16 protein-coding genes and 1 pseudogene are annotated in these 24,614 nt (G+C 70.7%); 4 read left to right on the top strand and 13 right to left on the bottom strand.

All coding sequences use genetic code 11. From position 1 onward, the window contains the following. Positions 1-114 precede the first annotated feature (114 nt). Positions 115-264: a hypothetical protein gene (locus tag AMIR_RS39925; RefSeq protein WP_187313478.1), complete on the top strand. Its 150-nt coding sequence runs from the start codon at positions 115-117 to the stop codon at positions 262-264. 175 nt (positions 265-439) lie between these two features. Here the strand turns inward: AMIR_RS39925 and AMIR_RS02920 are convergent, their stop codons facing one another. The 6 genes from AMIR_RS02920 to AMIR_RS02895 all read right to left on the bottom strand — a co-directional run bounded on the left by AMIR_RS02920 (position 440) and on the right by AMIR_RS02895 (position 7,738). After that, the gene (locus AMIR_RS02920) at positions 440-907 is read right to left on the bottom strand and encodes a hypothetical protein (protein ID WP_012783210.1); all 468 of its coding nucleotides are present in this window, start codon (positions 905-907) and stop codon (positions 440-442) included. A gap of 1,187 nt (positions 908-2,094) precedes the next feature. Next, positions 2,095-3,132, bottom strand: coding sequence for a hypothetical protein (locus AMIR_RS02915; protein ID WP_143760626.1), 1,038 nt, complete (start codon positions 3,130-3,132; stop codon positions 2,095-2,097). An 80-nt stretch (positions 3,133-3,212) separates the two neighbouring features. Next, positions 3,213-3,578 carry a hypothetical protein gene (locus tag AMIR_RS02910; RefSeq protein WP_012783208.1) on the bottom strand — a complete coding sequence of 122 codons (366 nt, stop codon included), beginning with the start codon at positions 3,576-3,578 and terminating at the stop codon, positions 3,213-3,215. After that, complete coding sequence (locus AMIR_RS35260) at positions 3,565-3,933, bottom strand: SAV_915 family protein (protein WP_012783207.1); 369 nt, start codon at positions 3,931-3,933, stop codon at positions 3,565-3,567. Before AMIR_RS35260 ends, AMIR_RS02910 begins: the two co-directional genes overlap by 14 nt. A gap of 328 nt (positions 3,934-4,261) precedes the next feature. After that, the gene (locus tag AMIR_RS02900; RefSeq protein WP_012783206.1) at positions 4,262-4,726 is read right to left on the bottom strand and encodes a hypothetical protein; all 465 of its coding nucleotides are present in this window, start codon (positions 4,724-4,726) and stop codon (positions 4,262-4,264) included. Positions 4,727-4,897: 171 nt separating this feature from the next. Then, on the bottom strand, positions 4,898-7,738 hold the full coding sequence (locus AMIR_RS02895) for an AfsR/SARP family transcriptional regulator (protein ID WP_012783205.1): 2,841 nt from the start codon (positions 7,736-7,738) through the stop codon (positions 4,898-4,900). Positions 7,739-8,880: 1,142 nt separating this feature from the next. On the opposite strand from AMIR_RS02895, the gene AMIR_RS02890 reads away from it, so the two are divergent. Beyond that, on the top strand, positions 8,881-9,354 hold the full coding sequence (locus AMIR_RS02890; protein ID WP_012783204.1) for an NUDIX hydrolase: 474 nt from the start codon (positions 8,881-8,883) through the stop codon (positions 9,352-9,354). A gap of 31 nt (positions 9,355-9,385) precedes the next feature. On the opposite strand, the gene AMIR_RS02885 is transcribed toward AMIR_RS02890, so the two are convergent. Genes AMIR_RS02885 through AMIR_RS02875 form a run of 3 tightly spaced genes read right to left on the bottom strand, consistent with a single transcriptional unit; the run spans position 9,386 to position 15,067 of the window. Next, entirely contained in the window at positions 9,386-9,802 is a 417-nt protein-coding gene (locus AMIR_RS02885) for a hypothetical protein (RefSeq protein ID WP_012783203.1), read from the bottom strand. Between the two features lie 8 nt (positions 9,803-9,810). After that, positions 9,811-10,527 (bottom strand): hypothetical protein, encoded by a 717-nt coding sequence (locus AMIR_RS02880; RefSeq protein WP_012783202.1) that lies wholly within the window; start codon positions 10,525-10,527, stop codon positions 9,811-9,813. A 10-nt stretch (positions 10,528-10,537) separates the two neighbouring features. Further along, positions 10,538-15,067: an RHS repeat-associated core domain-containing protein gene (locus AMIR_RS02875; protein WP_012783201.1), complete on the bottom strand. Its 4,530-nt coding sequence runs from the start codon at positions 15,065-15,067 to the stop codon at positions 10,538-10,540. Between the two features lie 110 nt (positions 15,068-15,177). On the opposite strand from AMIR_RS02875, the gene AMIR_RS02870 reads away from it, so the two are divergent. Continuing rightward, positions 15,178-15,390, top strand: a complete 213-nt coding sequence (locus tag AMIR_RS02870; protein ID WP_143760625.1) for a hypothetical protein — start codon at positions 15,178-15,180, stop codon at positions 15,388-15,390. Positions 15,391-15,479: 89 nt separating this feature from the next. Here AMIR_RS02870 and AMIR_RS41440 read toward each other — a convergent pair. Together AMIR_RS41440 and AMIR_RS42580 are read right to left on the bottom strand one after the other, a co-directional pair. Then, a pseudogene (locus AMIR_RS41440) lies at positions 15,480-15,671 on the bottom strand (serine hydrolase); the annotation flags it as partial. 163 nt (positions 15,672-15,834) lie between these two features. Continuing rightward, the gene (locus tag AMIR_RS42580) at positions 15,835-21,855 is read right to left on the bottom strand and encodes an SdrD B-like domain-containing protein (protein ID WP_187313477.1); all 6,021 of its coding nucleotides are present in this window, start codon (positions 21,853-21,855) and stop codon (positions 15,835-15,837) included. A 363-nt stretch (positions 21,856-22,218) separates the two neighbouring features. Here AMIR_RS42580 and AMIR_RS39920 point away from each other — a divergent pair, with 363 nt between their 5' ends. After that, positions 22,219-23,631, top strand: a complete 1,413-nt coding sequence (locus AMIR_RS39920; protein ID WP_245554576.1) for a lytic murein transglycosylase — start codon at positions 22,219-22,221, stop codon at positions 23,629-23,631. 398 nt (positions 23,632-24,029) lie between these two features. Here AMIR_RS39920 and AMIR_RS02855 read toward each other — a convergent pair whose 3' ends face one another. Together AMIR_RS02855 and AMIR_RS02850 are read right to left on the bottom strand one after the other, a co-directional pair. After that, entirely contained in the window at positions 24,030-24,293 is a 264-nt protein-coding gene (locus AMIR_RS02855; RefSeq protein WP_240438802.1) for a hypothetical protein, read from the bottom strand. Between the two features lie 25 nt (positions 24,294-24,318). Next, positions 24,319-24,555: a DUF397 domain-containing protein gene (locus AMIR_RS02850; RefSeq protein WP_041836536.1), complete on the bottom strand. Its 237-nt coding sequence runs from the start codon at positions 24,553-24,555 to the stop codon at positions 24,319-24,321. Between the last annotated feature and the right edge of the window lie 59 nt (positions 24,556-24,614).

The raw sequence follows: 24,614 nt of genomic DNA, 5'->3' as shown, positions 1-24,614 counted from the left end.
CCGGCGGCGTCGAGACGCGCCCGAATGTCGGCCATGATCTCCCACGCTATTGCGATCTCGGCGGCGTCAGGCTTCAAACCCAGAGGCCTTGAAGCCTGACGGCACTCTGTGGAAGTGAGCGTGCGGGTGGTGTGGCAGCCTCGACGGGTCCGGCCGCGCAACACCGCGTTGCAGGTGCTGCGGCGCTGCCCGAACGTGCGCGCCGAGGCGCCTGCTGCTGGCCCGATGGCACCCCCGGCGACGGCAGCGCTGAACTCGCGGTGATGCTGTGCAACGCGATAAGGCCTGAGGGCGCTGCGCGTCCTGCTGACCTCGATGTCCTGAAGTCGCGGTCGGCTGTCTGGTCTTCAGCCCGGACTCATCGCCAGCCTGAGCAGAAGGGCACAACTTGAACCGCCCCTCGTGGACCATCAGGCTGGCGATGGTGTCCGGTCTTCTATCAGCGGGCGCCGGCGCGGAGGCGGTTCACATCCCGCTGGCTCATTCCGAACACCGTGTTGGGACCGTCAATCGGTCCCATGGGGTAGCCGGCCATGAGCGCCGCGGCGATCAGTTCACCGTTGGACACGTACTTGCCGATGTTCTGTTCCACCAGGTGCTTCAACCCGTAGCTGCGCTGCTGCGGCGTTTTGATCGGCCGGATGTTCTCTCGCAGCCACTGGCACACCTCGATCACATCGGCTGCCGATCGCCGCAACTCATCCCGCCAGGCACGGGCCTGTTCCCGCCGTTCCGCCAAAGTCTGAGTGCCAAACCATGACAGTCCGAACCCGTTCAGGTTGAGATGCGGTTCCCGTTCCAGCACTTCGTCGAACACGCGCTTCAACCGCGTGATCTCGGTGTAGGAAAGGCCCGTGATCTGCTGCAACTCCCGGATCTCACGCTTGGCTGCGCGGTTCTCGGTCATCGAACACTCCCTGCCGCGGCGCGTCCCACGTCCCGCCCGCGTCGGTGTCCATGACCAACATCGGGGGTGTCACGCTGCGCGATTCAGAGAACCTTGTCCTCGCAGCGTCGGCCCACGTGGGCGGCCAACACTCGGAACCGGCAGGCGCTGCTGCCAACACGGATCCTATCCGATCGAGCGACAGCACGGGATCGCTATTCGCCAGCCGCTGTGCCCCCGGCTCCACGACGTCGAGCGTGTCAACGTCGGCTTCGGGAGCGGCTGGGCCTGCCCAGAGGGCAGCTGTCGCCGCGTGCACCGCATCGCGGACTTCGACCTGGAGAGCCACGGCCTGTCCGTGAGTTGGGAGATCGAGACATGACCAGCAGCCGCGTCACTCTTCACGCCGTCAGCCCGTGCGAACACGGCATTGACCACGACATCACAGAGAGCTTCACGCCGGAGCCGTCTTCACCGTGAGGACCTGCAAGACGAAGGCGGAGGCCCACGGGTCCACACCATTACCACCGCGAGGTACCCCGACACCGTCACCCGAAGCTGAACGACCCGAGAGCCCAAGTTGTAGCATCGTTGGCCCCTTCAAGATCAGCGCTCCTGGCCATGCCTCGAAGGCCTTCCGCCGTCCGCGCAACCTGCTTCGCGCCGCTTCAGTCGAGTCCGGGTCGGCGAGCTCGTTCATCGCATCGCTGAGCTTGCCGAGATTGGCGTCGCCAGACGACAACCTCTCGCACGCATGACTGCGGCCGCCACTCTGAGACGCCGCCTTCTCGTCTGTACTCGAGCCACAGGCCACCAGCGTCGTCAGGAGCAATCCGATGGCGACGCCTGAAGAACTTCTTTTGATGATCTCCTCCTTGAGCTGGCCGTGAAGCCCGCCGGCAGGCCGCCTGCCGGGCATCGGTCTGATCAGTCGCGGGCACGGCGCCGGTAATCTGCTCCGCTCGGTGCCGCCCCCGCCCGGTGACGCTGCCTCAGAAGCCAACTCGACAGGTGACCTCTGCCCGCCCCCTGGCTTCTCAGACGACGCTGTTTTGTTCTGTGTGGCCGTGATCATGGCGTGGAGATCAGAGACGATGTCCGAATCTCCACGCCACGTGATCAGCCTCCGCGCCCCTGCGGCGTGGGTGGCCAAGGGCCGCCTTCGTGGTCGTCGACAGGTCCTCGCGGCCTGCACGCCCATTGGGCTGTCAGTCGCTCCAGTGGTGCTCGATGGCGTAGCCCACGCCCGCGCTGACCGCGGTCCCGACTACGAAGGCGGCCCAGCCGATCGGTCCGGCGGCCAGGGCTCCAAATCGTGCGGCTGTCGCAGCCGTGAGGAGCACCTCGGTGAGGCCGCTGGCGGCAGCGCCGGCCGCCCAGCCGCCCGCCCCTGCGGCCGCCGCTGTGGTCGGCGGCGTGCCGTGCATGATCGACAGGCCGGTCCCGGCGAGGCCCAGGACACCGCCGGGCACGTGCAGCGGCTTGAGGACAGCCTTGGCGTACGGCATGTCATTGCCGACCAGCCTTGCGGGGCCGAGCGTGAGTGGTGCGTTGAGCTCGGCAGCGGGGATGCGCGGCGCCAGATCGAATGCCTGGCTGAGCGCGGTGTGGCGCAGCCCGCCGGTTGTGTTGTCGGCGAAGGCCACCGCGGTGTTGAGGCGCGCGGTGAGCTCGGCCGCAGTGAACTGGCCCACGGCGGGCGCGGGCTTGGCCAGATAGGTGACCATCGAGGTGGTGAACACGCCCCGGGCCACCCCGAGCATCCGTGTCGGGGTGAGGAAAGCCTCGAAGAAGGTCTTCTCCTTGGCCACGTCGGTTTGTATTGCCTGGTGCGCCGCGGCTTCCTTGCGCCGGGCCGCGGTGACCAGCGCTGTGATGGTCCGGCCGGGACCGGTAGCCGCGGGATCCACAATCGGCAGCGGGAACTGGATAGTGTCGGCGGTGAGCCGGTAGCCGGCCGAGCGGGCCAGGTCGCGCGCCTGCGCCATGGACTCGACGACTGCCTCGAGTTCGTAGACGAAGACCGTGAGCGCCTGCACTACGCGCCGCGCCGCGGCGGCGAGATCCCCTGCGGTGGCGCCGTCGCGGCCGAGCTTGTCGCGGGCGCGGTCGGCGGCCCGGCCGTCCCAGGCTTGTAGTGAGGCCGCGCGGGCGGCGTGCAGGGTGTCCTGCACTCGCGCGATCTCGAAGGCCACCCCAGTCAGCCAGGCGATCTTGTCCCAGAGCTGCCTGATGTCGCCGTCCACCCTGGTCGCCAGGGTGTGTCCGCCCATGATCGGCCGGGGCGGCTGGGGCAGTGGCATCTGCGGGCCACTGATTGGTGCGATCACGGGTGCTCCGTCGAGGGGTGACCGGCGGTGTTGCCGGCCCACGGGTGTCGGGTGGGGGTGAACAGCGCGTCGAGGCCGGCCAGCCGCTGCTGTCCGATCACGTTGCGGTCCTCGGTGTCGCGGTACTCCTCGTAGGTGCCGCTCAGCGAGTCGTGAGCGCTGCCCAGGCTGCTGAGGAGCTCGGCGGCGCCGCCGAGCAGGGCTACCAGGGCGGCGTCGAGCGCCGCGGTCGACCTCCCGGCGTCGGTGACCTGATGGGGCATGCGTTCGCACTGCTCGCGCAGGTCCTGCTGGGCGTCGGCCAATAACCGCCCGATCGGGCGCAGCTCGTCGAGGTCGACGCGGAACTTACCGCTGTCCATGTGCACCGTCCTCGCGGCGCAGCTCCTGGGGCAGTTCCTGATCCCACAGCACCATGTCGGCGCCCGTGCCCAGCTGCAACGAGGCGGGGTCGATGGTCGCGGGCAGCTCCACCCACGGCTGCTGCTCGCCCATGCACTCGACCAGGCGTGGCAGCGACGAGTAGGCCAGGATCACGTTGTGCCCGTCGTTGGTCGGCACGACCTCCACGTCGACGATGTCCGTGCGGCCGTCCTGGTATCGGCCCGGCACGTAGGTCGCGCCCGCGCGCAATGTTCGGTCCTCGTCGTCTGCGCCGAGTAGGCGCGGATCGATGAGTTCGGGCACGTCATCGCCGAACACGTTTGTTCCGTCCATCAGCGACCGTTCCATTCTCCCCAGGAGTGATCGACTTGAGGCGATCATCATGCATATTTCCGGTCTCCGCCACGCGTTCTTCGAGGGCTTGGGCAACATTTAGGGTTACCGCCGAGTATTCTGATCGAGTCGCCAGTCATAAAAGACTTCATCTTTCAGCGGCAAGATTCTTTGGTTCGGCTTTCCTTACTTTTATTGTTCAGTCTTACTGACATGGGCATTCTTGGCCGACGGGAATCTAATTGTGAATTAACATGTAATCAGCCTGGGGCGGTGGCAGCGTGGCGTCTCACCAGTGCTGGTTGAGACGCCACCCAGGCAAAGCCGGTTACCAGGTGCCCGCGCGCACGCGGCCGTTGGTGTAGAGCTCGGCCCAGAAGCCGCCCGCGTTCGGGAACTGCGCGACCAGCCAGTTGACCGCCGCGACGATCGGCGGGCACACGACGCCTCCCGCGGTACGGAACACCGCGCGGCACACGGCGTTGGCGCCGATCGCGATCACCTCCGCCTTGCTGATCTTGATCCACCAGTGGTCGCGGTCGAAGCCGCCCTGCGCCAGCACGCCGATGCCCTCGGCGGTCACCGTGGCGTCGGGGACGGCCAGGCCGGCGGGCAGCTGCCTCGTCTGCGACGGCGCCAGGGCCATCTCGAACTGCGCGGCCGCCGAGGTGGTAGTCGGCGCGGCGGGTCCGTCGGCCGGGGTAGCGGCGGTGGCGGTCGCCGAGGCGCCGGCCAGCACCGCCAGCCCGATGCCGGTGGCGGTGGCGGTGATGAGTCGGTACAGCGTGTTCATGTCTGTCCTCCAGGCAGCGTTCGCGCGGCGCGCTGGCCGCGGGCCCGAGGGTGGCGGGAGCCGGTGTGCCCCCGTCGTTGTTCGGGCATGTTGAGCCTGGTGAAGACCGCTGATCGACCGATGATCCGGCGCTGATCGGCTGAGTGAGCTCGCCAGACACGCAGGGTCGGTTTACAGGGCCGTCAAGCGTGAGCGGATGGCGTCGGCCTCGTCCGGGTCCAGCGGGGCCAGCAGGGTGAGCGCATGTTCCCAGGTGGCCCGGGCACGGTCCTTGTCACCGGACAGCAGCAGCGTCTCGGCCAGGCTTGCCTGAGTGGTGGCTTCGTCGTAGCCGTGCTGGATCGTGCGATACAACTCGACGGCACGGGTGTAGCAGGTAATCGCCTGTGGCAGGTCCTGCAGGCCGCGATGGGCGTGGCCGAGGCTGTCCCAGGTGTCGGCGTGGCCTTGCGGGTCGTCGAGCTGCTCGTGCTGCTCCAATGCCTGCCCGCAGTACCGCAGCGCCGTGCTGTGCTGGCCGAGCAGGGTGTGGTACCAGCCCACTGTGTTGAGCGCGTTGGCTACTCCCCTGCCGTCATGCCCCGCGCGCATCCCCTCCAGGGCCTGCTCGGCGTGACCCAACGCTGAACGGAAATCACCGTCCTGCTCGTGCATCCACGCCAGGATCAGGTGGGTTTGCGCCTCACCCAGCGGGTCGTTGCTCTGCCGCGACAGCTGCAGCGAGCGGGTCAGGAATCCTCGGGCGGTCTCGATGTCGCCGAGCCGCAAGTGCGCACGTCCCAGGCCTCGATGCGCGCGGATCTGGCCGTTGAGGTCGCCGAGTGCAGCTGAGGCGTCCAGCGCGATCTGCTGGGTTGCGATGTAGTCGCGCCAGTGCCCGCCCCAGTCGAGGTAGTCCACCATCGACCACGGGATCTGCCAGGCGTGGGCGTGCAGGCCGTGCCGGGCGGCGTCGTGCAGCACAGCGAGCAGTACCGCATGCTCCGTGCCGAACCAGGCACGAGCCTCAAGTTCGCCGGCGAATTCGTCGAGGCAGACCCCTGGCAGTGGTGCCGCGATCGTGATCGGGTCCCGGCTCGGATACAGCAGCATCGCCGCGCGATGTGCCGAGTGCAGGTAGTGGTCGGCCAGGCGCTGCCGTGCGCGGCCGATCACCTCGTCGCCGTCGCCGTGCAGGTGATCCACGGCGTAGAGGCGGATGAGGTCGTGCAGGCTGAACCGGCCTAGGGCGCGTTCCTGTAGTAGGTGCAGCTGCACGAGTTCGGCCAGCGCCGCGCGCGTGGCGGGGCGGGACAGGCCTGACGTGCTCGCGATCGACGACTCCGACATCTCCGGCCCGGGATGCACCGCAAGGCTGCGGAAGACCCAGGCGGTGTCGGCGGGCAGATCGCGGTAGGACCAGGAAAACACCACGCGCAGGTTCGTTACCGGGTCTCCGCCGTCGAACGAGCCGAGCCGGTCCTGCGCCGCGCGCAGCGTGGACACCAGAGCGGCCAGGGCGAACCCCGGCCGCGTCAGCGCTCGTGCCAGCACGATCCGCAGCGCCAGCGGCAGCCCCGCACACCGCGCAATCAGCTCGTCGACTTCGTCGGGCTCGGCGGCCAGCCGTGCCGCACCCACACCCGCCTCGAGCAAGGCATACGCCTGAGCGGCGTTGAGAACCTCGAGCGCGAGCGGGATGGCACCGTCGGTGGCCACCAGACTCTCCAAGCGCCGCCGACTCGTGATGATCACCATGCTGGCGGGGCTGGCGGGCAGCAGCGGTCGTACTTGCTCGGCGTCAGCGGCGTTGTCGAGCACGACCAGCATCCGCCGGTTCGCGATAAGACTGCGGTACAGCCCGGCTTGTGCCTGTAGCGACGTCGGAATGTCGTCGACCGCGACCGCGAGCGCGTCCAGACATGTGCGAACGGCCTCACCGGCGGCCATCGGTGTGCCAGCCGGGCCGAACCCGCGCAGGTTCAGATACAGCTGCCCATCCGGGAACCGGTCGCTGACCTGGTGGGCGAACGTCAGCGCGAGAGCGGTCTTACCGATCCCCGCCATCCCGTCGACGACGACGACGACCGGAGTGCCCGCGCCCGCCATCTGACCAGTCTCGCGGGCCGCGAGCGCCTGACCGAGTTGGGCCAGTTGCTCGTCTCGGCCCACCAGCCAGCGCGGCCCCGCCGGAAGCTGACGAGGGACTACCCAGGCAGGCTGTGAAGGCGTGTCGGCATGGTCGGTCGCCGTTTGGGGTATCGCCGTGTCGACGCCTCGTTGCACCGGCGCGGCGAGCGTGTGGTCGTTGTTGAGGATCCGCTCGTGCAACATGCGGACCGCAGTGCCGGGATCGGTCCCCACCTCCTCAGCCAGCCGCGCGCGGAAGTCCGCGTAAGCGGCCAACGCGTCGGTAGTGCGACCGCCGCGATGCAGCGCGAGCATCAGAAGCGCCAGCAAGCTCTCCCGGAACGGATGCGTGTCGGTCCACGACTGCAGCTCGGCGACGATCTCCTGATGGCGGCCTAGCTGCAGTTCGAGCTCGATGCAACGTTCGACTACGGTGAGGCGCCGCTCGGTCAGGCCCGTCTTGAACGACTCGAGCCCGCGGTTGGTGACATCGGACAGCGGATCCCCTCGCCACAGCCGCAGCGCCTCACGCAGTACCGCGGCCATCTCCCGCAGCGACCCGCACCCGTCAGCCTGGTCGACCAGGTCCTCGAAACGCCGCAGGTCAAGCGCCCCCTCGCGGCAGGTCAGCTCGTAGCCGCCGGGGCGCGTGCGCAGGGTGGTCTCGGGATCAACCTTGAACAGCTCCCGCAGAGAGTTCACGCTGCGTTGCACCATGCTCCTGGCGGTCAGTGGCGGTCCATCGGCCTCCGACCACACGACGTCGATGATCCGCTCGACCGCTACGGGGTGCCCGTGGTGCAGCAGCAACACGGCCAGTGTCGCGCGCGGCACCGCCTTCGTCAGGGTGATCGGGCTTCCCTCGTGCGAAATGGCCAACGGCCCCAGCAATCCGAACTCCACTGATCCCCCTGCTCACGCTCCGACCGCCGCCGAAGGCGGCCGAATCCGCGCACGTTGCAGCACAGGACTAAATGCCAATTTCAGGTGGCGCGCCAGCCGCACGTCACTCGTTGGCTAGCACACCGAACTCAGGAGTTCCTGTGCTCAGCGTCGCCTCTGGGCGGACAGTCGGCACCAGACTCGAAGAAGTCTCTTCCTTTCTCGCAGGAGAATCTGCGCCAGAACGTAGCGCACATCAGCGCGGAGGCGACACGTCACTTGAGCAAGCCTTGATTCGACGCTTCATTTACCAAGCCGTACGTACGTTCCGAATATTGCAGCGACGCCGAATGGAATAACGCCAATCGGCAACGACGTGCACGGCGAATACGCCGGACGTGAGACTGTACTGCGCCTAGGGCGGGGGCACCAGTCGCGGATGTCGTCAGTGGTTGGGGAAGAGGGCGGTGCGAGATCACCGACATGTCCGTCGCGGCCGCTGGCCGCGGCATGGCCCTTGGCCACGTCACCGTCTCCGGCACAGCTCAGCGATGGGTGATCGCGCTGCGGCGTCGTCCAGTTGATTCGGAGGCTCTGAGGCTGCTCGCCAAATGATCCGCTAACCGTGGACACACCGCCCTCCCGCATCATCACTCCAGGCAGCGGATCGATCCGCACGGCTCCGGGATGTGACGCGACGGCACGGCATGAGCTGGGCGATCGAGGCTCACGCCATGCCATCGCCTCAACTTCAGGTTGGGCAACGTCCCGGACCCGTCGTGTGGCTGGGCATCCCAGACGTTTTACTGAGGCCACGCTGGACTCACGTCCCAGCGAGGGATCACATCCTCGACATCGAGATGACTGCGGTGGTTTCCCAGGCGCATCACTGGAACTCATACCCCAACACCCCATGCGGGGACGGGCCAGAGCCCGCCCCGAACGGGTGCTACTCGGGCATAGATAGGCCGAACGATGACTCCACTACCAGGCTGCCAGAACAAAACCGCTGGTCAGCCCTGTTCCCATCCTTTGGTACTCCCGCCGGGGGCACTCACCTTTCGCCGGGTGAATCAAGCTCTGACCTGCGGTAACGCGGTCGGGGCTTGATCTATTTCCGGGGGCTTGGACTGGGGTTTGCCCCGAGTGGTAGGCAGGCGGCTATGGCGCGCACTGACCACTACGACGACCCGAACGCCCCCGAGGCGACCCGCATCGTCGTGGCGGTGACGGCCTTCGTCCAGGATCAGCAGGGCAGGCTGTTGATGATCCGGCGAACCGACAACGGGCTGTATTCCATCCCCGGCGGGGCGCAGGACGTGGGCGAGACCATTGGTCGCACCGTGGTGCGCGAGGTCAAGGAGGAGACCGGCGTCGACGTCGAGCCTGTGGACGTCATCGGCGTCTACTCGGACCCCGCCCACGTCGTCTCCTACACCGACGGCGAGGTCCGCCAGGAGTTCTCGATCTGCTTCCGGGCCACGTTGGTGGGCGGTGAGCTGCGCACCAGCGGCGAGTCCAGCGAGGTGTGCTGGATCGGGCGCGACGAGCTGGCCGCGCTCGACATCCACCCGTCCATCCGGCTGCGGATCGAGCACGGGTTCGGCGCGCGGGACAGGCCGTACTTCGCCACCTGATCAACCCCCCGGTCCGGTCCGGCCGGGCCGGTCACTCTGCCGGGTGCTGGTCCAGCTTGCGGCGGGCCCAGTCGCGGACCGCCTCCGGGCCGCGTTCCGCCGCCCCTGCCACCAACCGTCGCGCCTCGGCGGTGTTCACCGCGTTGATCGCCCACAGCGCCTTCACGCCCACCTGGTCGAACTCGTCCCACTCCGGCTGCCAGTGGAGCGCCTCACGCAGGCAGGGCAGCGATGTCGGGGCCTTGATCTCGGCCAGCACCTGCAGGATGTCCTCGTTCGGCGCGGCGCGGGATCTCAGGCTCAGGGCCTTGCACAGGATTGGGGTCATCGACGGCGTCTGGGTGATGTGGTCCTCGACGTCGGTCAGCGCTCGGACGCGCCGCGTTCGCTCGGGGTGCGGCAGGTCCGGGGTCGTCAGGAGGGCGTGCAGGTCCTCGCGTGTTGTCATGACCCGGGTCAGCCGTAGAAGTCCAGCAAGCCCTCGACCGCGTGGTGGAGAGCCGCTCTGCGGGAGTGGACGCCCTCGGACAGGGGGATCGTGTCGCGTAGTTCTGACAGCTGGGACAGGACGTTCGGGGCGCCGTCCTCCAGGGCCTCGACAGCCTCCGGGGTGGTGAGGCTGAAGTAGGTGGTGAACGCGGCGCGGAAGGGCTCGTCGGGGAGTTCGGGGGTCGCCTGCTCCCACGCCGTGGTCACGTGGCGGTCCGGGTGGGCCAGGAGCCAGCCGGACAGGGTGTTGTCCGGGAGGAGCAGCAGGGCGAAGTCGGGGGCGGTGTCCACGCGGTGAAGCGGGGGAAGAGGAGCGGGGTGGCTCGCGTAGGCGCACACCAGGGTTGACGTGTCAGGGGACAGCCAGTGGGTCGGGGCGGGAGGGCGGGGCTGGGCTGCCTGGGTGCGGAGTGCGGCTGGCTCGCCCGGCGGGATGTGCCAGGGGAGGGCCGACGTTTGCGCGTCCGGGATGTGGAGCAGGGCGCTGACCAGGGTCCCGGTGTCGCGGTCGAAGCGGTACTCGTCGTCCTCGGTGTCCGGCCAACCGCCCGCCCCGGCCGTGTCCAGCACGTGCCGCTCGTGCTCAACCGCGCTTCCGTACGGGCCGACCAGCACCGCGCGGGTGTCCAGCACCAGCCTCGGCACGTGCGGCAGGGGCTCGCCCCGCGCGACCTCGAAGTCCACCTCGTGCCTCCTACGGACGCGGCAGCACCTGGACCGCGGCGGGGAGCGTGCCACCGCCGGGGACCGGGATCCTGCCCTCGACGATCATGTCATGGGTCACCGGCAACCCTGGGTCGGACGGGGCGCCGCCGAAGATGGACGCGCCGCTCTCGCCCCTCGGGCCGGACGGGCCGTAGCTGGTGACCAGCTGGCCCGCGCTGCTGCCCGGCCCCTCGGTGATCAGGATGTCGTCGCCCTGGCGGAAGATCAGCCGTCCGCCGCTGCCGGTGGAGTGGTACACGCCGTCCGGGTTGGACAGGATCTCCAGCTCCCGCTCCCGCGACAGCCTGCCGTGGTAGTTGGACGCCTCGCGCACCCTCCCCTGCTGGGCCCGCTCGACGACCCGGTCGGCGATCTTCCGCGCCCGCTCGCAGCCGCTCAGCCCCAGCGGGTCGGTCAGCCTGAGCGGGTTCACGACGTAGGCGTGCGGGTTCGGGCCCGCCAGCAGGCCCAGCGGGTCAGGGGAGCTGTAGCGCGCGGTCTCCGGGTCGTAGTAGCGGTGGACGTTGTAGAACAGGCCCGTTTCCCGGTCGTGGTACTGGCCCGCGAACCGCAGCGGGCAGTCCGGGCCGCCAGCCAGCTCCGCCAGGACGGCGCCCCACAGGGTCCGCTGCGAGCGCCACACCAGCGCGCCCGCGTCGTCGAGCAGCTCCGAGGGCATCCCCACCACGTCCGACACCACCGCGTGGAACCGGGCGTCGACCCACTCCTGCGGCGCGGCCAGCACCCGCTCGACCTGGGTGAGGGGGCGGTGCGAACCGGGCTCGTAGTCCCAGGTCAGCGCGGTCCCGGCGGTGATCTGCTCGACGAGGACCAGGCCGTCCCAGACGAAGTCGACCCGTTCCACGACGGCGCCGCCCGCGTCGAGCCGCTCCTTCGCCACCCGCCTGCCGAGCCCGTCGTAGCGGTACGCCCACCGGGCGCCGTCCGGGGTCGTCGCGGACACCATCCGGTCCTCGGCGTCCCAGCCGTACCGCCAGGTCCGCTCCCGCCCGGACAGCGTGCGGTGCGCCCGGACGACCACCCGGCCCTGCGCGTCGTGCTCGAAGTGGACGTCGCCCGCCCGCCGGATCAGCGTGCCCGCGTACGACCGCGCGCCCGAGGTCTCGCCCGGCCCGGTCGCCCAGGTCAGCTCGCCCGCCCGGTCGTACGCGTAGCCCTCGCTCCAGCCGCTGCCGAGCACCGAGGTCACCCGCCCCGCCGGGTCCAGCTCGTACCGGCGCGGCCCCGCCAGGAGGTCGTCGACCGCGAGCAGGTTGCCGTCGGCGCGGTACCGGTAGTCCCTGCGCTGCACGCGCGCGCCGCGCGCGGTGAGGTCCTGGGCCAGCAGCCGGTGGTTGGCGTCCCACACCTGGCCGAGGCGGGTCGAGTCGCCGACCAGGCGCTGGACCTCCCGCCCGGCGGCGTCGTACCCGAACGCGGTTCGCCTGCCGCCCGCCAGCAGCGCCGTGGCCCTGCCCGTCCCGTCGTGCTCCCACTCGCTGACCGCGCCGGTCGGGGTCACCCTGCGGACGCGGTTGCCCGACGCGTCGTGCTCCGAGCGCAGGGTGCGCCCGTTGACCGTCTCTGCGACGATCCGGCCGAGCAGGTCGCGCTCGACCAGCACGTCCGCGTCGCGGCTGACCGCCCTGATCAGCCGCCCCGCCGGGTCGTGGTCGTAGGTGGTGTCGCCGTGGGGCGTGCGCTTGGCGCGCAGCCTGCCCAGCTCGTCGTGCTCGTAGGCGATCCGCTCCCCCGCGCCGTTGACCTTGGCGGTCAGCTGCCCGGTGGCGTCGTGGACGTAGGTCGTGGACCGGCCGTCGAAGTCCGTCTCCACCACCAGCGCCCCGGTCGGGCCGTAGCGGTAGGTCCACGCCTGCCCCCGCGCGTTGACCACGGAGGTCAGGCGCAGGTTGGGGTCGTAGCCGAACTCCAGCCGCGCGCCGTCCGGGCCGACGTGCCAGGCGGGCTGGTCGAACCCGGTGTACCCGGTGCGGGAGACGGCGCCCGCCGCGTCGACGTGCTCGACCGGGTTGCCCTCGCCGTCGTACCGCCACCGCTCCACCGAGCCGTCGGGGAGGGTGCGGGAGGCGAGCCTGCCCTCGACCGTCCAGCCGAGGGTGGTGGTCGAGCCGAGCGGGTCGGTCACCTCGCGCACGCGGCCGAACCGGTCGCGCCGGTAGCCGGTGCGACCGCCCTCCGCGTCGGTGATCGCGACGGGCAGGCCCGCGAGGTCGTAGTCGATCCGGCGGACCTCGCCGAGCGGGCCGGTGATCGCCACGGCGTTGCCGCGCTCGTCCCGGTCGAACCGGGTGCGCGCGCCCGAGGGGTCGGTGACCGCGAGGAGGTTGCCCCTGGGGTCGTACTCGCGCCGCCACACCGCGCCGTCCACGTCCTCGACCACGAGCGGCATCCGGCCCGCGTCGTAGGTCGCGGTCGACTCCCGGCCGTCCGGGCGGACGAGCGCGACCAGGTTGCCGTCCTCGTCGTAGCGGTGGGTGGTGGTGCGGCCGAGCTGGTCGGTCCGGGAGAGCAGCCGGTCGTGGCGGTCCCACTCGGACACCACGACGCCACCGCCCGCGTCGACCTCCCGGACGACCTGGTGGGCGCGGTTGAGGTGGAACTCGGTCCGGTTGCCCAGCGCGTCGGTGTAGACCGTGCGGCCGTCGAGGTAGGCGAACGTCCCGGAGAGGTAGTCGTCCGCGCCCTCGTTGAGGACGCAGCGCCCCCGGTCGTCGTAGCCGTAGCGGTACCACATGCCGTTGCGGTCCTGCCAGCCGACGACGCGCTGGTCGTCGTCGTAGGAGAAGCGCAGGGCGGCGCCCGAGGAGTTCACCACCTCGGTGAGCCTGCGCTCGGCGTCGTAGCCGTACCTGATGAGGGTGATGTCCTCGGGACCGGCGAGCACGAGCGAGGTCACCAGGCCGCCGGTCGAGCGCACCGACACGTGGTAGCCGCCGGAGTGGCGGACGTCGGTCGGGACGCCGTCGACGTCGTGGTCGACGGTGACGCGGTTGCCGTTGAGGTCGGTGATGGAGCCGAGGGGCAGCGGCCCGCCCGCGCTCGGGGTGAAGCGCCGGGTGAGCCCCGCCTCCGCGTCGACCACCTCGTAGCCCCCGTCGCCGGTGCTGGACAGGGGCCAGCGCGGTCCCTCCACCGGGAGGACGGGCGTCGCGCCGGGGTGCGGGTAGAGCAGGACCATGCCGTCCTCGGTGACGAAGCAGACGCCCTCCTCGTCCACCTCGAGCCGCTGGTCCAGGGTGGAGGCCCACGACGTGCCGAACCGGGCGCCCGCGCGGTGGCCGGACAGGTGGGTGCGCGTGAGCAGCAGCGGGAGCGCGCCGCCGAGGGCGACGTCGGTCTGCGGCAGGAGGACCTGGCCGGAGACGACGTCGACGGGGTCACCGCAGGTGGGTCGACCGCTCGTCGGGCGCGCGGAGGCCTTGGGGTCGGCGCCTGCCTGGTCGCGCGCGCTGGGGCTCGTGCTGTCCGGTGTCGCGCTGTCCGGTCTCGCCGGGCTCGGCGCGGCGCCGCTGGTCGTGGTGGTCCCGCCGGGGGACGTGCCGGTCGGGGCCGGGTCTGGGGAACTCGTCCCGGACGGCGTGGTCGTGCTCGACGGCGCAGGTGTGCCGGACGGGCTGGTCGTCCCTGACGGGCTGGTCGTGCCGGACGGGCTGGTCGTGCCCGACGGGCTGGTCGTGCCCGACGGCGCGTCGGGGGTCGCGGGCCTGCCGCCCGCGAGGTTCGGGGTGTCCGGGCCCGACGGGGTGTCGGCGCGGCGGCCGAGTCGGCCGAGCTTCTGCATGATCTCGCCCAGCTTGTCGACCACCGAGCGGATGCGCGGCGCGACGTTCGAGATCGTCCTGACCAGCTTGCGCACCAGGTCCGCGATCCGCGAGCACATCCGCGAGATGGCCGTGGTGGCCTGCGCGACGATCACCGGCGTGGCCAGGCCCAGGGTCGCCACCGCCTCCAGGGCCCAGGAGATCAGCCTGCCCACCAGCTCGGCCACCAGGTCACGGACCAACTCCCGGACCGCCGCGACCACCTCGCCCATCACCATCACGCCGATGCCCACGCCCTCCGCGAGCACCCCCGCCCCGGCGATCGCGTCGGCCGTCTCGGCGTTCGCACCCCGGAACGCCTGGGCCGCGGCGCCCTCCCAACCCGGCGCGTCCTGCCCGCCCAGCTCCTCGGCCACCGCCCTCACCTCGGCCGCGACGTTGCCCCAGGTCTCGCTGAACGAGCGGATCACCGGCGGATCCCCCGCCAACCAGTCCAGGGCCTCCTTGAGCGGCTGCACGTGCTCCATCAGCCACCCAACGCCGTACGAGGCGACCGTCCCCACCGGGTCGATCACCATCGACAGCACTTCCAGCCCGACCCCAGCACCCCCGAGCCCGGCCTCGACCCAGTTCCCGTCCGCGATACCGTTCGCCAGGTCCACCGACGACTCGGCGATCCCGATCCCGGTCACCGCCGTCGTGTCGCTCCGGGGTGCGGCTACCAGCGGGTTGTCCACCACGGTGTCCCCCGTTCTGCGACGCGGTCCGAATCACCCGCGAAGCTAGCGAGAACGGGCGGGGCGTCCACGGGCTTCCGGTTGCTTTCACCCGCCGGAGTGATGAGGGGTTGACGGGGCGGCGGGTGCGGCGGGCGGCCAGGGCCGCCGGGAGCGGGGTCAGGGCCAGGAGGACCGCGTCCACCGCGAACTGCGGGTCGGTGGGGATCTCCGGGGTTCCGCCGTCCAGGAGGGTCACCGGGGCCTGCGCGTCGCCGTGGCGGGGCGCGGTGTTGGCGGTCACCGCCACGCCGTGGCCGGTGGCCGGGAGGAGGACCTGGTAGGCGGTCGCGGTGGCCAGGTCGCCGTCGTGGCCGGGGTGGTCGTGGTGGTGAACGAGGGGCCGCCGCGCCGACCGGGGGTCGGCGGTGGTGAACTCCGGGAGCTGGTCGCGCACGGGGGCGTCGAGGTCGATCCGGCCCCGCTCGGCCAGCCGCACGACGACCAGCGCGGTCATGGACTTGCCCAGGGACGCCACCGGCACGGGGGTGGTTGCGGTGACCGGGGTTCCGTCGCCCAGGTGGCCTCTGCCCTCGGCGTGGAGGGTCCGCTCGCCGTGCGTCACGGCGACCGCGCGGACAGGAGCAGGCGGGGCAGCGTGGTGACGAATGCTGCGGGAGTTCGCGGGCGCGGGCGTCGGACCTCGGGCCGATCCCGCCGCGCGAACGGGAGCGGCCCCCGGACCGGTGTGGTCCGGGGGCCGCCCCCAGGGTCCCGCTAGTCAATCATCACATGCCCTGCTTGCGCCTGCGCTTGCCGAGGAACAGGGTTCCCAGGCCCGCGAGGAGCAGCGCCAGGCCGCCGATCAGCACCGGTCGGATCTCCGAACCGGTCCACGCGAGCGGCATGTTCCCCATGCCGTTCGGGGGCATCGGGGGCATCGGCTGCTGCGTCGTGCCACCACCCGTGTTGGGGCCGCCCGTGGACGGGGTCTCCGTCGACAGGGCCGGGGTGGTCGCGCCGTCGTTGGCCGGGTTGTCGTCGCCCGTGCCGTCCGCCAGCGTCACCAGCGCGGTGGCGTTCGTGGTGGTGAACGCGCTGTTCGCGGTGGTGGTGATGGTGATCGGCAGCGAGGAGGCGCCCGGCTGGATGACGTCCGGCGTGGTGCAGACGACCTGCTGGCCGTTCACCGCGCAGGTCCAGCCCTCGTCCGCCCGAGCGGCCCTGGCCATCGCCACGCCCTGGGCCTGCGGCGCGCCGCCGTCGACCCCGTTGATGGTCAGGCCCTGCGGGATGGTGATCGTCGCGATCGCGCCGTTGACCGGCACGGTCCCGGTGTTGACCACCTTGCTGGTGATCACGACCTGCGAGCCCACCTGCGGCGACGGGTTGTCCGCCGTGAGGGTGACGCCCAGGTCCGTGATCCGGTCGACGACACCGGCGTCGACGTTCATGTTCTGCATGACCTTGCTGTCGGCCACCTTGAACACGATCGGCCCGCTGAGGCCGTTCGAGCGGTCGACCGCGGAGCTCTTCTCGGGAGCGCCCGCGTTCTGCGCGGTGAACGTGCGGCCGGTGGGCACGGTGAACTGGACGCGGTAGGTGCCCTCGTCCAGGTCGCCGAACATGTACTTGCCGCTGGCGTTCGTGGTGGTGCTGCTCTTCACCTCGCCCTGCTCGTCCAGCAGGTTGACCTTGACCCCGGCGATGCCGGGCTCACCAGCGTCCTGCAGGCCGTTGCGGTTCAGGTCGTCCCACACGAAGTCGCCGATGGCGCCCTTCTGCACGCCGAAGTCCACGTTCGTGCCGCTGGTCGTGGTCGTGGTGACCTTGACCGTGGTCGGCGTGGTCGCCCCGTAGCCCATCGGAAGCGTGAGCATCAGCGAGTAGTCGCCCGCGGGGACGTCCTTGAACTCGTAGGTGCCCTCGGTCGTGGTGGTGGCGCTGGCGAGCGGGGTGGTGCTGTCGCCCTGCATCAGGTCGACCTTGGCGCCTGCGATGCGGCCCAGCTCGGTGGTGTCGATCTTGCCGTCGCCGTTGGCGTCGACCCAGACCGTGCCGGTGATGACGCCGGCGCGCTCGCCGAACAGGTAACCGGTGGCGTCGACGCCGCCCGCCAGCACGATGCCCATGATCGCGTCGGGAGCGGTGACGGTGCCACCCGCCGTGCCCGCGGTGTCCTTGCCGTCCGCGTACGCGGCGGGCTGGGTCTCCATCAGGTCGTACGTGCCGCCGACCAGGCCGGCGAAGGAGAACACGCCGGACGCGTCGGTGGTGGCGGTGAGGGTGACCGCGCAGGTCGGCGCGGCGTCGCCCGCCGAGACGGCCGGGTCGGCCATGGTGGTCATCTCGCCGTCGGCGGTGGTGGCGTCGGCGGTGGCGTCGGTCGGGTCGACCCGGCCGCCACCGGTGTCCGGAGTGCCACCCGCGCCCACGCCGGTGTCAGGCGTGCCGCCCGAACCGGTGCCGGGGTCGGTGCCGGTGTCCGTGCCCGTACCGGGGTCGGTGCCAGTGCCGGGGTCGGTACCCGTACCGGGGTCGGTACCGGTGCCGGGGTCAGTACCCGTACCGGGGTCGGTGCCAGTACCGGGGTCGGTACCGGTGCCAGGGTCAGTACCTGTACCGGGGTCGGTGCCCGTGCCGGGGTCAGTACCCGTACCGGGGTCCGTGCCCGTGTCCGGCGTCGGGGTGCCCGTGCCGTTGTCGGTCTCGGTGTCGGTGCCGTCGGGCTCGCCGACCGCGCACCACTCCGAGTTGCCCTTCAGCGTCAGGGTCACGCCCTGGATGCCCGGCTCGCCGTCGTCGCGCACGCCGTCGTTGTCGCGGTCGTCGAAGACCACGCCGGAGAGCGAGCCGCGCTTCTCGCTGAAGCGGTACCCGGTGGCCTTCGCCTCCGAGGTGATCACCACACCGGTGATCTCGTCGGCGCCCAGCGCCGTGCCGCCCGCGCTGCCGGGGGTGGCCGTGCCCTGGCCGTAGCCGTCCGGCTGCGTCTCGGTCACGTTGTACGTGCCGGGGCGCAGCGAGTTGAACGCGTACTTGCCGCCCGCCGTGGTGACCGCGGACTTGTTGACGGTCGTCGACATGTCGTCGGTGCCGGTCAGCACCACGGTCACGCCCGCGATGCCCTCGCCCTTCTCGTTGACCACGTCGCCGGCCAGCGAGGCGGGCGTCAGCTCGCCGAACAGGTAGCCGGTCGCCGCGGCGCCCGCGGAGAAGGTGATGCCGGTGACCTTGTCGGGCGCGGTGAGCGTGCCGCCCTGGCTGCCGACCTTGTTCTTGCCGGTCACGTACCCGGCGGGCTGCTTCTCGCTGAGCGTGTAGCCCGTGCCGCCGACGATGAACTCGATCTTGTACAGACCGGCGGCGTCGGTGGTCGCCGTCAGGTTGACGGCCTTGCCCTGCGCGTCGGTGCCGGTCAGGGTCAGCTCGGTGCCCTGGATGCCCTTCTCGCCGGTGTCCTTGAGGCCGTTGTTGTTGGTGTCCTCGTAGACGTAGCCCGCGAGCGAGCCGCGCTTCTCGGTGAACTGGTAGCCGGTGAGGATGTCGCCGGACCCGACCGGGATCAGGCCGATGGTGTCGGCGACGGAGGTGTCACCCCCACCGGTGCCCGCCGTGTCCGGGCCGTCGGCGTAGCCGGCCGGCTGCTCCTCGACCAGCTTGTAGGTGCCGGGGACGATGTCCTCGAAGACGAACTGGCCGAACTCGTCGGTCATCGTCATCTGGCCGATCGGGGCGCGCTCGTCGTTCTCCAGCGTGATCTTCACGTTGGCGATCGGGTTGCCCTTGTCGTTCAGGACCTCGCCGTAGATCGAGCCGAACTTGTACTCGCCGAACAGGTAGCCGGTCGCGTCGGCGCCCGCCGGGAACGAGATGTCGCTGATCGTGTCCGGCGGCGTGTAGTCACCGCCGACCGTGCCCGCCTTGTCCACGCCGTTCTCGTAGCCCTCGGGCTGGGTCTCGGTCAGCGAGTAGGTGCCGCCGACGACACCCGCGAAGGTGTAGAGGCCCTGGGAGTTGGTGGTCATCGTGGTGTTGACCGGGCGGGACATCGCGTCCGTGCCGGTCATCTTCACGCTGACGTTCGCGATGCCCGGCTCGGCGGCGTCCTTGTTGCCGTTGCCGTTCTTGTCCTCGTAGACGTAGCCGGTCAGCGAGCCGCGCTTCTCCTTGAAGACGTAGCCGGTGCCCGCGTCGCCGGACTTCAGCACGATGGCGCTGAAGGTGTTCTCCGCCGAGTGGGTGCCGCCGGTGGTGCCCACCGTGTCGGTGCCCTGGGCGTAGCCGAGCGGCTGCTCCTCGGTGAGGGTGTAGGTGCCCGGCGCGAGGGTGAAGCTGAACGCGCCGCCCGCGTCGGTGGTCGCCTCCAGCGGACCGGCGCCGCCGGTCACCGTGAGCTTGACGCCCGCGATGCCCATGTCCTTGTCGTCCACGACCTTGCCCGCGATCGACGTGCCCTTGTACTCGCCGAACAGGTAGTCGATGGCGGTGACGCGCGGGTCGAGCTGGATGTTGACGATCGAGTCCGGCGCGTCGCGCGTGCCGCCCGCCGAGCCGGGGGTGTCCTTGCCGTCGGTCCAGCCCGCGGGCTGGGTCTCGGACAGGTTGTAGTTGCCCTGGCGCAGGGCCTTGAAGGTGTACGCGCCGTCGACGTCGGTGCTGGTGTTCCAGTTCGCCGCGTTGCCGCCGTCGTCGATGCCGCTCAGCGCGATCGCGACGCCCTGGATGCCCTTCTCACCGGTGTCCTTGACGCCGTTGTTGTTGCTGTCCTCGTAGACGAAGCCGGACAGGCTCGACGTGGGGATCACGGCGAACAGGTTGCCGGTGGAGGACTGGCCGCCGGGGAGCGCGACGGTGAACGTCTCGGTGTTGAGAGGCGCGGTGGCCGCGTTGCCCGGAGTGCGCTTGCCGGGGTCGTAGTCCGGTGTCGGGTCCTTGGTGACGGTGTAGTTGCCCGCCTTCAGGTTCGCGAAGGACCACGTGCCGTCGGGCGCGGTGACCGTGTTCAGGCTGACCGGGGCGCCGCCGTTGGTCTCGGTGCCGGTCAGCGAGATCCCGACGTTCACCAGGTTGGTGTCGCCCATGGGGGCGTCGAACGCGCCGTTGTCGTCGCGGTCGGCGAAGACCCGGCCGGAGATGGCGCCCTCGGAGTAGGCGTTCGCGGTGGCCGTGTTGTTGACGGTGCCGCCACGCGCGTCGGTGGCCGACACGGTGGCCGTGTTCGCGTCACCGGCGATCGGCGCGGTGGCCGTGCACGTGGAGACGAGCTGCGCGCCCGCCGCGAGGGTCGCCTGGTTCTTGGCGCAGGCGTTCACCTTCGCGTCGGCGATCGCGACGTTGGTCAGCGCCGTGTTGCCGGTGTTCGCGGCGGTGACGGTGAAGGTGATCGTCTCGCCCGCGCTGTAGGTCGCCTTGTCGGCGGTCTTGGTCAGCGACAGGCCGATGGTGCTCACGGTCGCCGTGATCGTCTTGGAGTCGCTGACCGGCTCCAGGAAGGCGTTGGCGCCCACCGCCTGGATGGTGTTGTTGAAGTTCGCGGTCCCCGCCGGGACGGTGCACGAGTACGAGAGCGTGGGGTTGCCGCTGGTCAACGTGGCGGTGCTGGGCCTGTTGCAGTCCCCGAACGCCTGGTCGGTGTTGCTGACCCCGACGTTCGTGATCGTCTGGTTGTCCGAGGTGCCGACCACGACGTCGTAGATGACCGAGTCGCCCTGGTAGTACGGCGGGGTGGTCCTCGGCGTCGCGGTGATGTAGATGCCGGGGGTCGGCACGGACATGGCGAGGCTGGAGAGCACGAACGTGTCGCTGCCGCTGCCCACGACCACGGCGCCGCTCCGGTCGCCCACCGCGACGTTGGTCGGCACCGCGACCTTGGCGTCGACGCTGAAGTTGTTCACGACCGACGGCGTGACCTGGTTGGTCGCCGTGGACGCGAAGAAGTTCGTCGAGTTGTTGAGCCTGGGCTCGGTGAGCGCGGTGCCCTTGTAGGACAGCGCGTCGGAGGTCAGGTTCTGGTGGCCGCCGAAGGCCGTGACGCCGAGGCGGCTGCCGGTCGTCTTGCTGGCCCCGTCGAGGGTCTCCAGCGAGGTCGTGTAGTTGCCCTCGGAGGCGTGCTGCTTGACGTAGCCGTTCTTGATCTGGATGGAGCGCTTGATCGCGCCACCGGTCGGGTTGGGGAGGGCGTAGACGGCGGTCAGCGACCAGCCCGCGTGGCAGCCGTAGCCCTGGGGGGTCCAGATGTTGCCGATGGTCAGGTTGACGTCGGAGCCGGTGACGGCCGGGCCGAGCAGGCTCTTGACGTCGGTCCACGCCACGTACTGCTGGGCCTCGTTCTGCACCAGCGTCGGGGCGTCGTCGGCGACGTAGGAGTCGGGGCCGATGGTCAGCGGGGTCCCCGCGCCGATGGCCATCGAGATCTGGGCGGTGGCGGGGTTGCCCGCCGGGAAGGTGCTCGCCGAGCTGGTGTAGCCGGGCGCGCAGCCCCGGTTGCCGGTGGCGTCCGTGGCGTTGCGGAAGACGCCGGTGTTGCCGCCCCAGTGGAGCCGGGCGTAGTCGATGGTCGCGCCCGCCGGAATGTTGACCTTGGCGATCGAGGAGTTGTACGTGGCGACGTTGCCCCCGCCGTCCGCGTCCACGTACTTCATGTAGTGGGACTCGCGGCCGTTGTTGCCGGTGGCCGTGCCGCCCTGGGCGGTCACGCAGTCCGTGAAGGACAGGCTGTTGAGCGAGGCCGGGTCGGCCCCCGTCGGGCAGCCCATGTTGCCGTTGCCCGTCTGGACGAAGTCGCCGTAGACGGACTTTTCGTACACGGGGGTGAAGTTGGTGACGACGGTCGCTTCGGCGACCCCCGTCGCGACCAGCGTGCCTCCCAGCGCTAGGCCAGTGGAAATCATGGCCGCGGTGAGGCGGCGCGCCATCCCTATCTCGGGCATCGGCACAACTCCGTGATCGAGGACCGGAATCCGGCGGATGTGAACTGGGGGTGAACCCCGCAGCACTGTCCGTCGCGCCGGGAACCGGTGCACGGTCAAGGGCGGAAGTTAACCGGTCCGAGCGATCAGACGGCGAACAAACACCAACTCGATGGGGGGAACGGCGGTTAGCACCCCCACCAGCCGTGTTACTAGTGGATCGCAGATCGCTGACCACCCACGACGGTATTGGGATTCCCCGTGCACCCACGTGAGACGACCCACCGGCGTCCGGCGCTGACCGCGATGGTCGGTGTCCTCTGCGCCATCGCGGCATCATCCAACGCGGCGCTGCCAGACCCCGCGCCGCTCGCCGCGGCCTCGACCTCGCCCCCGCTCGCGGAGCGGAGCATCCGGCCGATGGCGGTGGAGGACTCCGACGGCCTGACACCGGCGGCGACACCCGAGTCCCCGCCGCGGGGTCGGGAGGCCGATCGCGCGGCGGGGGCGGAACCGGCGCCGCCCGCGACCACGGGGGCCAAGGGCATCCCGGTGAACGTGCTGGAGGCGTACCGCGAGGCCGAGCGGTCGCTCGCCGGGTCGTGCAACCTGCGCTGGTACCACCTGGCGGGCATCGGGAAGGTCGAGTCGGGGCACGCGCGCGGCGGGCGGGCCGACCCCGCCGGGGAGACCGCGCCGCAGATCCTCGGGCCGGTGCTGGACGGCGGGGAGTTCGCGGCGATCCGGGACACCGACGGCGGTCGGCACGACGGGGACCGGACCTGGGACCGCGCGGTCGGGCCGATGCAGTTCATCCCGTCGACGTGGCAGCGCTACGCCGCCGACGGCAACGGCGACGGGGCGTCCAGCCCGCACAACATCCACGACTCGGCGGTCGCGGCCGGGAAGTACCTGTGCTCGGGCGGGATGGACCTGGCGAAGCAGAGCGACCTGGACGCGGCGGTGTTCCGGTACAACCACTCGCGGACCTACGTGGTGGCGGTGGAGACCTGGATGCGGGCCTACTCGGACGGCGCGGTGGAGGTGCCCGCGCTGCCGCCGGGCGCGGACGAGGACGAGGGCGGTTCCGACGGCGGGAAGCCGGAAGGCGCCGGGGCGTCGGGGGAATCGTCGTCGACCGCGCCGGAGTCGGCGGCCCCGGAGTCGGCGTCTGAGGCTGCGGCGTCTGAGGCTGCGGCGGCCGAATCAGCAGCCGCGGACTCCTCGGCTCCGGGCTCCTCGGCTCCCGATTCGTCAGCGCCCGACTCCTCGGCTCCCGACTCCTCGGCGCCCGACTCCTCGGCGCCCGACTCCTCAGCGCCGGGTTCGGCGGGGTCCCCCGCGCCCGACCAGCAGGCCCCGGCGGCGCCGGACGCGGTCGGCGCGAACCCCCAGGGCCAGGCGGTCCAGGGCGGTCAGGCGGCGAACTCCGCGCCGCAGCAGGCGGGAGCGCCGCCCGTCGAGACCAAGCGGCCCGCCGCGCCGGAACCGCAGCAGGTGGACCGGTGCCTGGTGCTGGTCCAGGAGCACGCGCAGGCGTCGCGGCCGGTCGCGCCGACCGCCGACGAGGTGCGCCAGGCCGGGTGCACCGCCGAGCAGGTCGCGGCGATCGAACGCCTGTTCGAACTCTCCACACCTGTGGACAGCCCTGTGGAGAAGTCCGCGCGCGAGTAGCGGACGTCCCCGGACGCGCGGATGCCCCCTCCCGAGGATTCCGGGAGGGGGCATCCGCTTGTCGGCGTCCCACCGACCACCGCGGGGGTCGTGCCGCCCGTGCTCGCGCATCGGGAAGCCGAACCCCGCGCGGACCTCGCTCGTCGTCACCCCCTGTGACGCCGGGAGGTGCTGGCGCACCAACCCGAGCCCGACGATCGACGTCCGCTGTGGACGGTGGAACCCCTCGTTCTCTCCGGCGCGGCGCGGTGATCGCCGTACGGTCAGGCGGCGCCCACGAGGGCGCCTGCGGCGACCACCGCGCCGGTCTCGACGAACGGGGAGCGGGCCGGGGACCCCGGCGCGTGGGGCCCGGACCCGTGCGCTCACCCAGGTCAGTTCGCCGGGGGAGGGACGACCTAGGTCATCCGGTCGTCCGGTAGTTCGAGGAGCTCTTCCAGCACCGCGGTCGCCGATCCCCGGCTGCGCCACGAGAACCTGCTGGGGAACAGCACGTTCGACTCGTCGGCGGGCATCCGGGTCGCGACCGCGTTGTCCGCGTCGTGCAGCCTGACCACGTCGATCACGGTGTGGTGGGCGCGGACGCCGACGACAGCCGCCAGTTCACCCCTCGCGTCGCGCGGGTGCAGGAACTGGAACCCCCGCGCGATCAACTGGCGCAACTGCCCGGCTGTTCGGCCCCCCTGGTCAGCCGAGGAGGTCATCGAACTCGCCGTCCTTCGCGCCGGCGACGAAGGCGGCGACCTCCTCCCTGGTGTAGACCAGGGCCGGACCGTCGGGGAAGCGCGAGTTGCGGACGGCGATCCCCCCGTCGACGTGGGCGAGTTCCACGCAGTTGCCCAGGGCGCCGCTGCGTGCGCTCTTGCGCCACACCACCCCCTGCAGCGACGCCGCCGACATGCCGTTGTGGACCCTGCTCGCCATGCTCCACCCCTTCGGTCCGAAGCTCCGCAGACAGTGCATCTGCACGTGCATCTGAGCCG

It is taken from the genome of Actinosynnema mirum DSM 43827 (genome assembly GCF_000023245.1).
Lineage (GTDB): Bacteria > Actinomycetota > Actinomycetes > Mycobacteriales > Pseudonocardiaceae > Actinosynnema > Actinosynnema mirum.
This window is presented reverse-complemented; position numbering and strand designations above follow the sequence as displayed.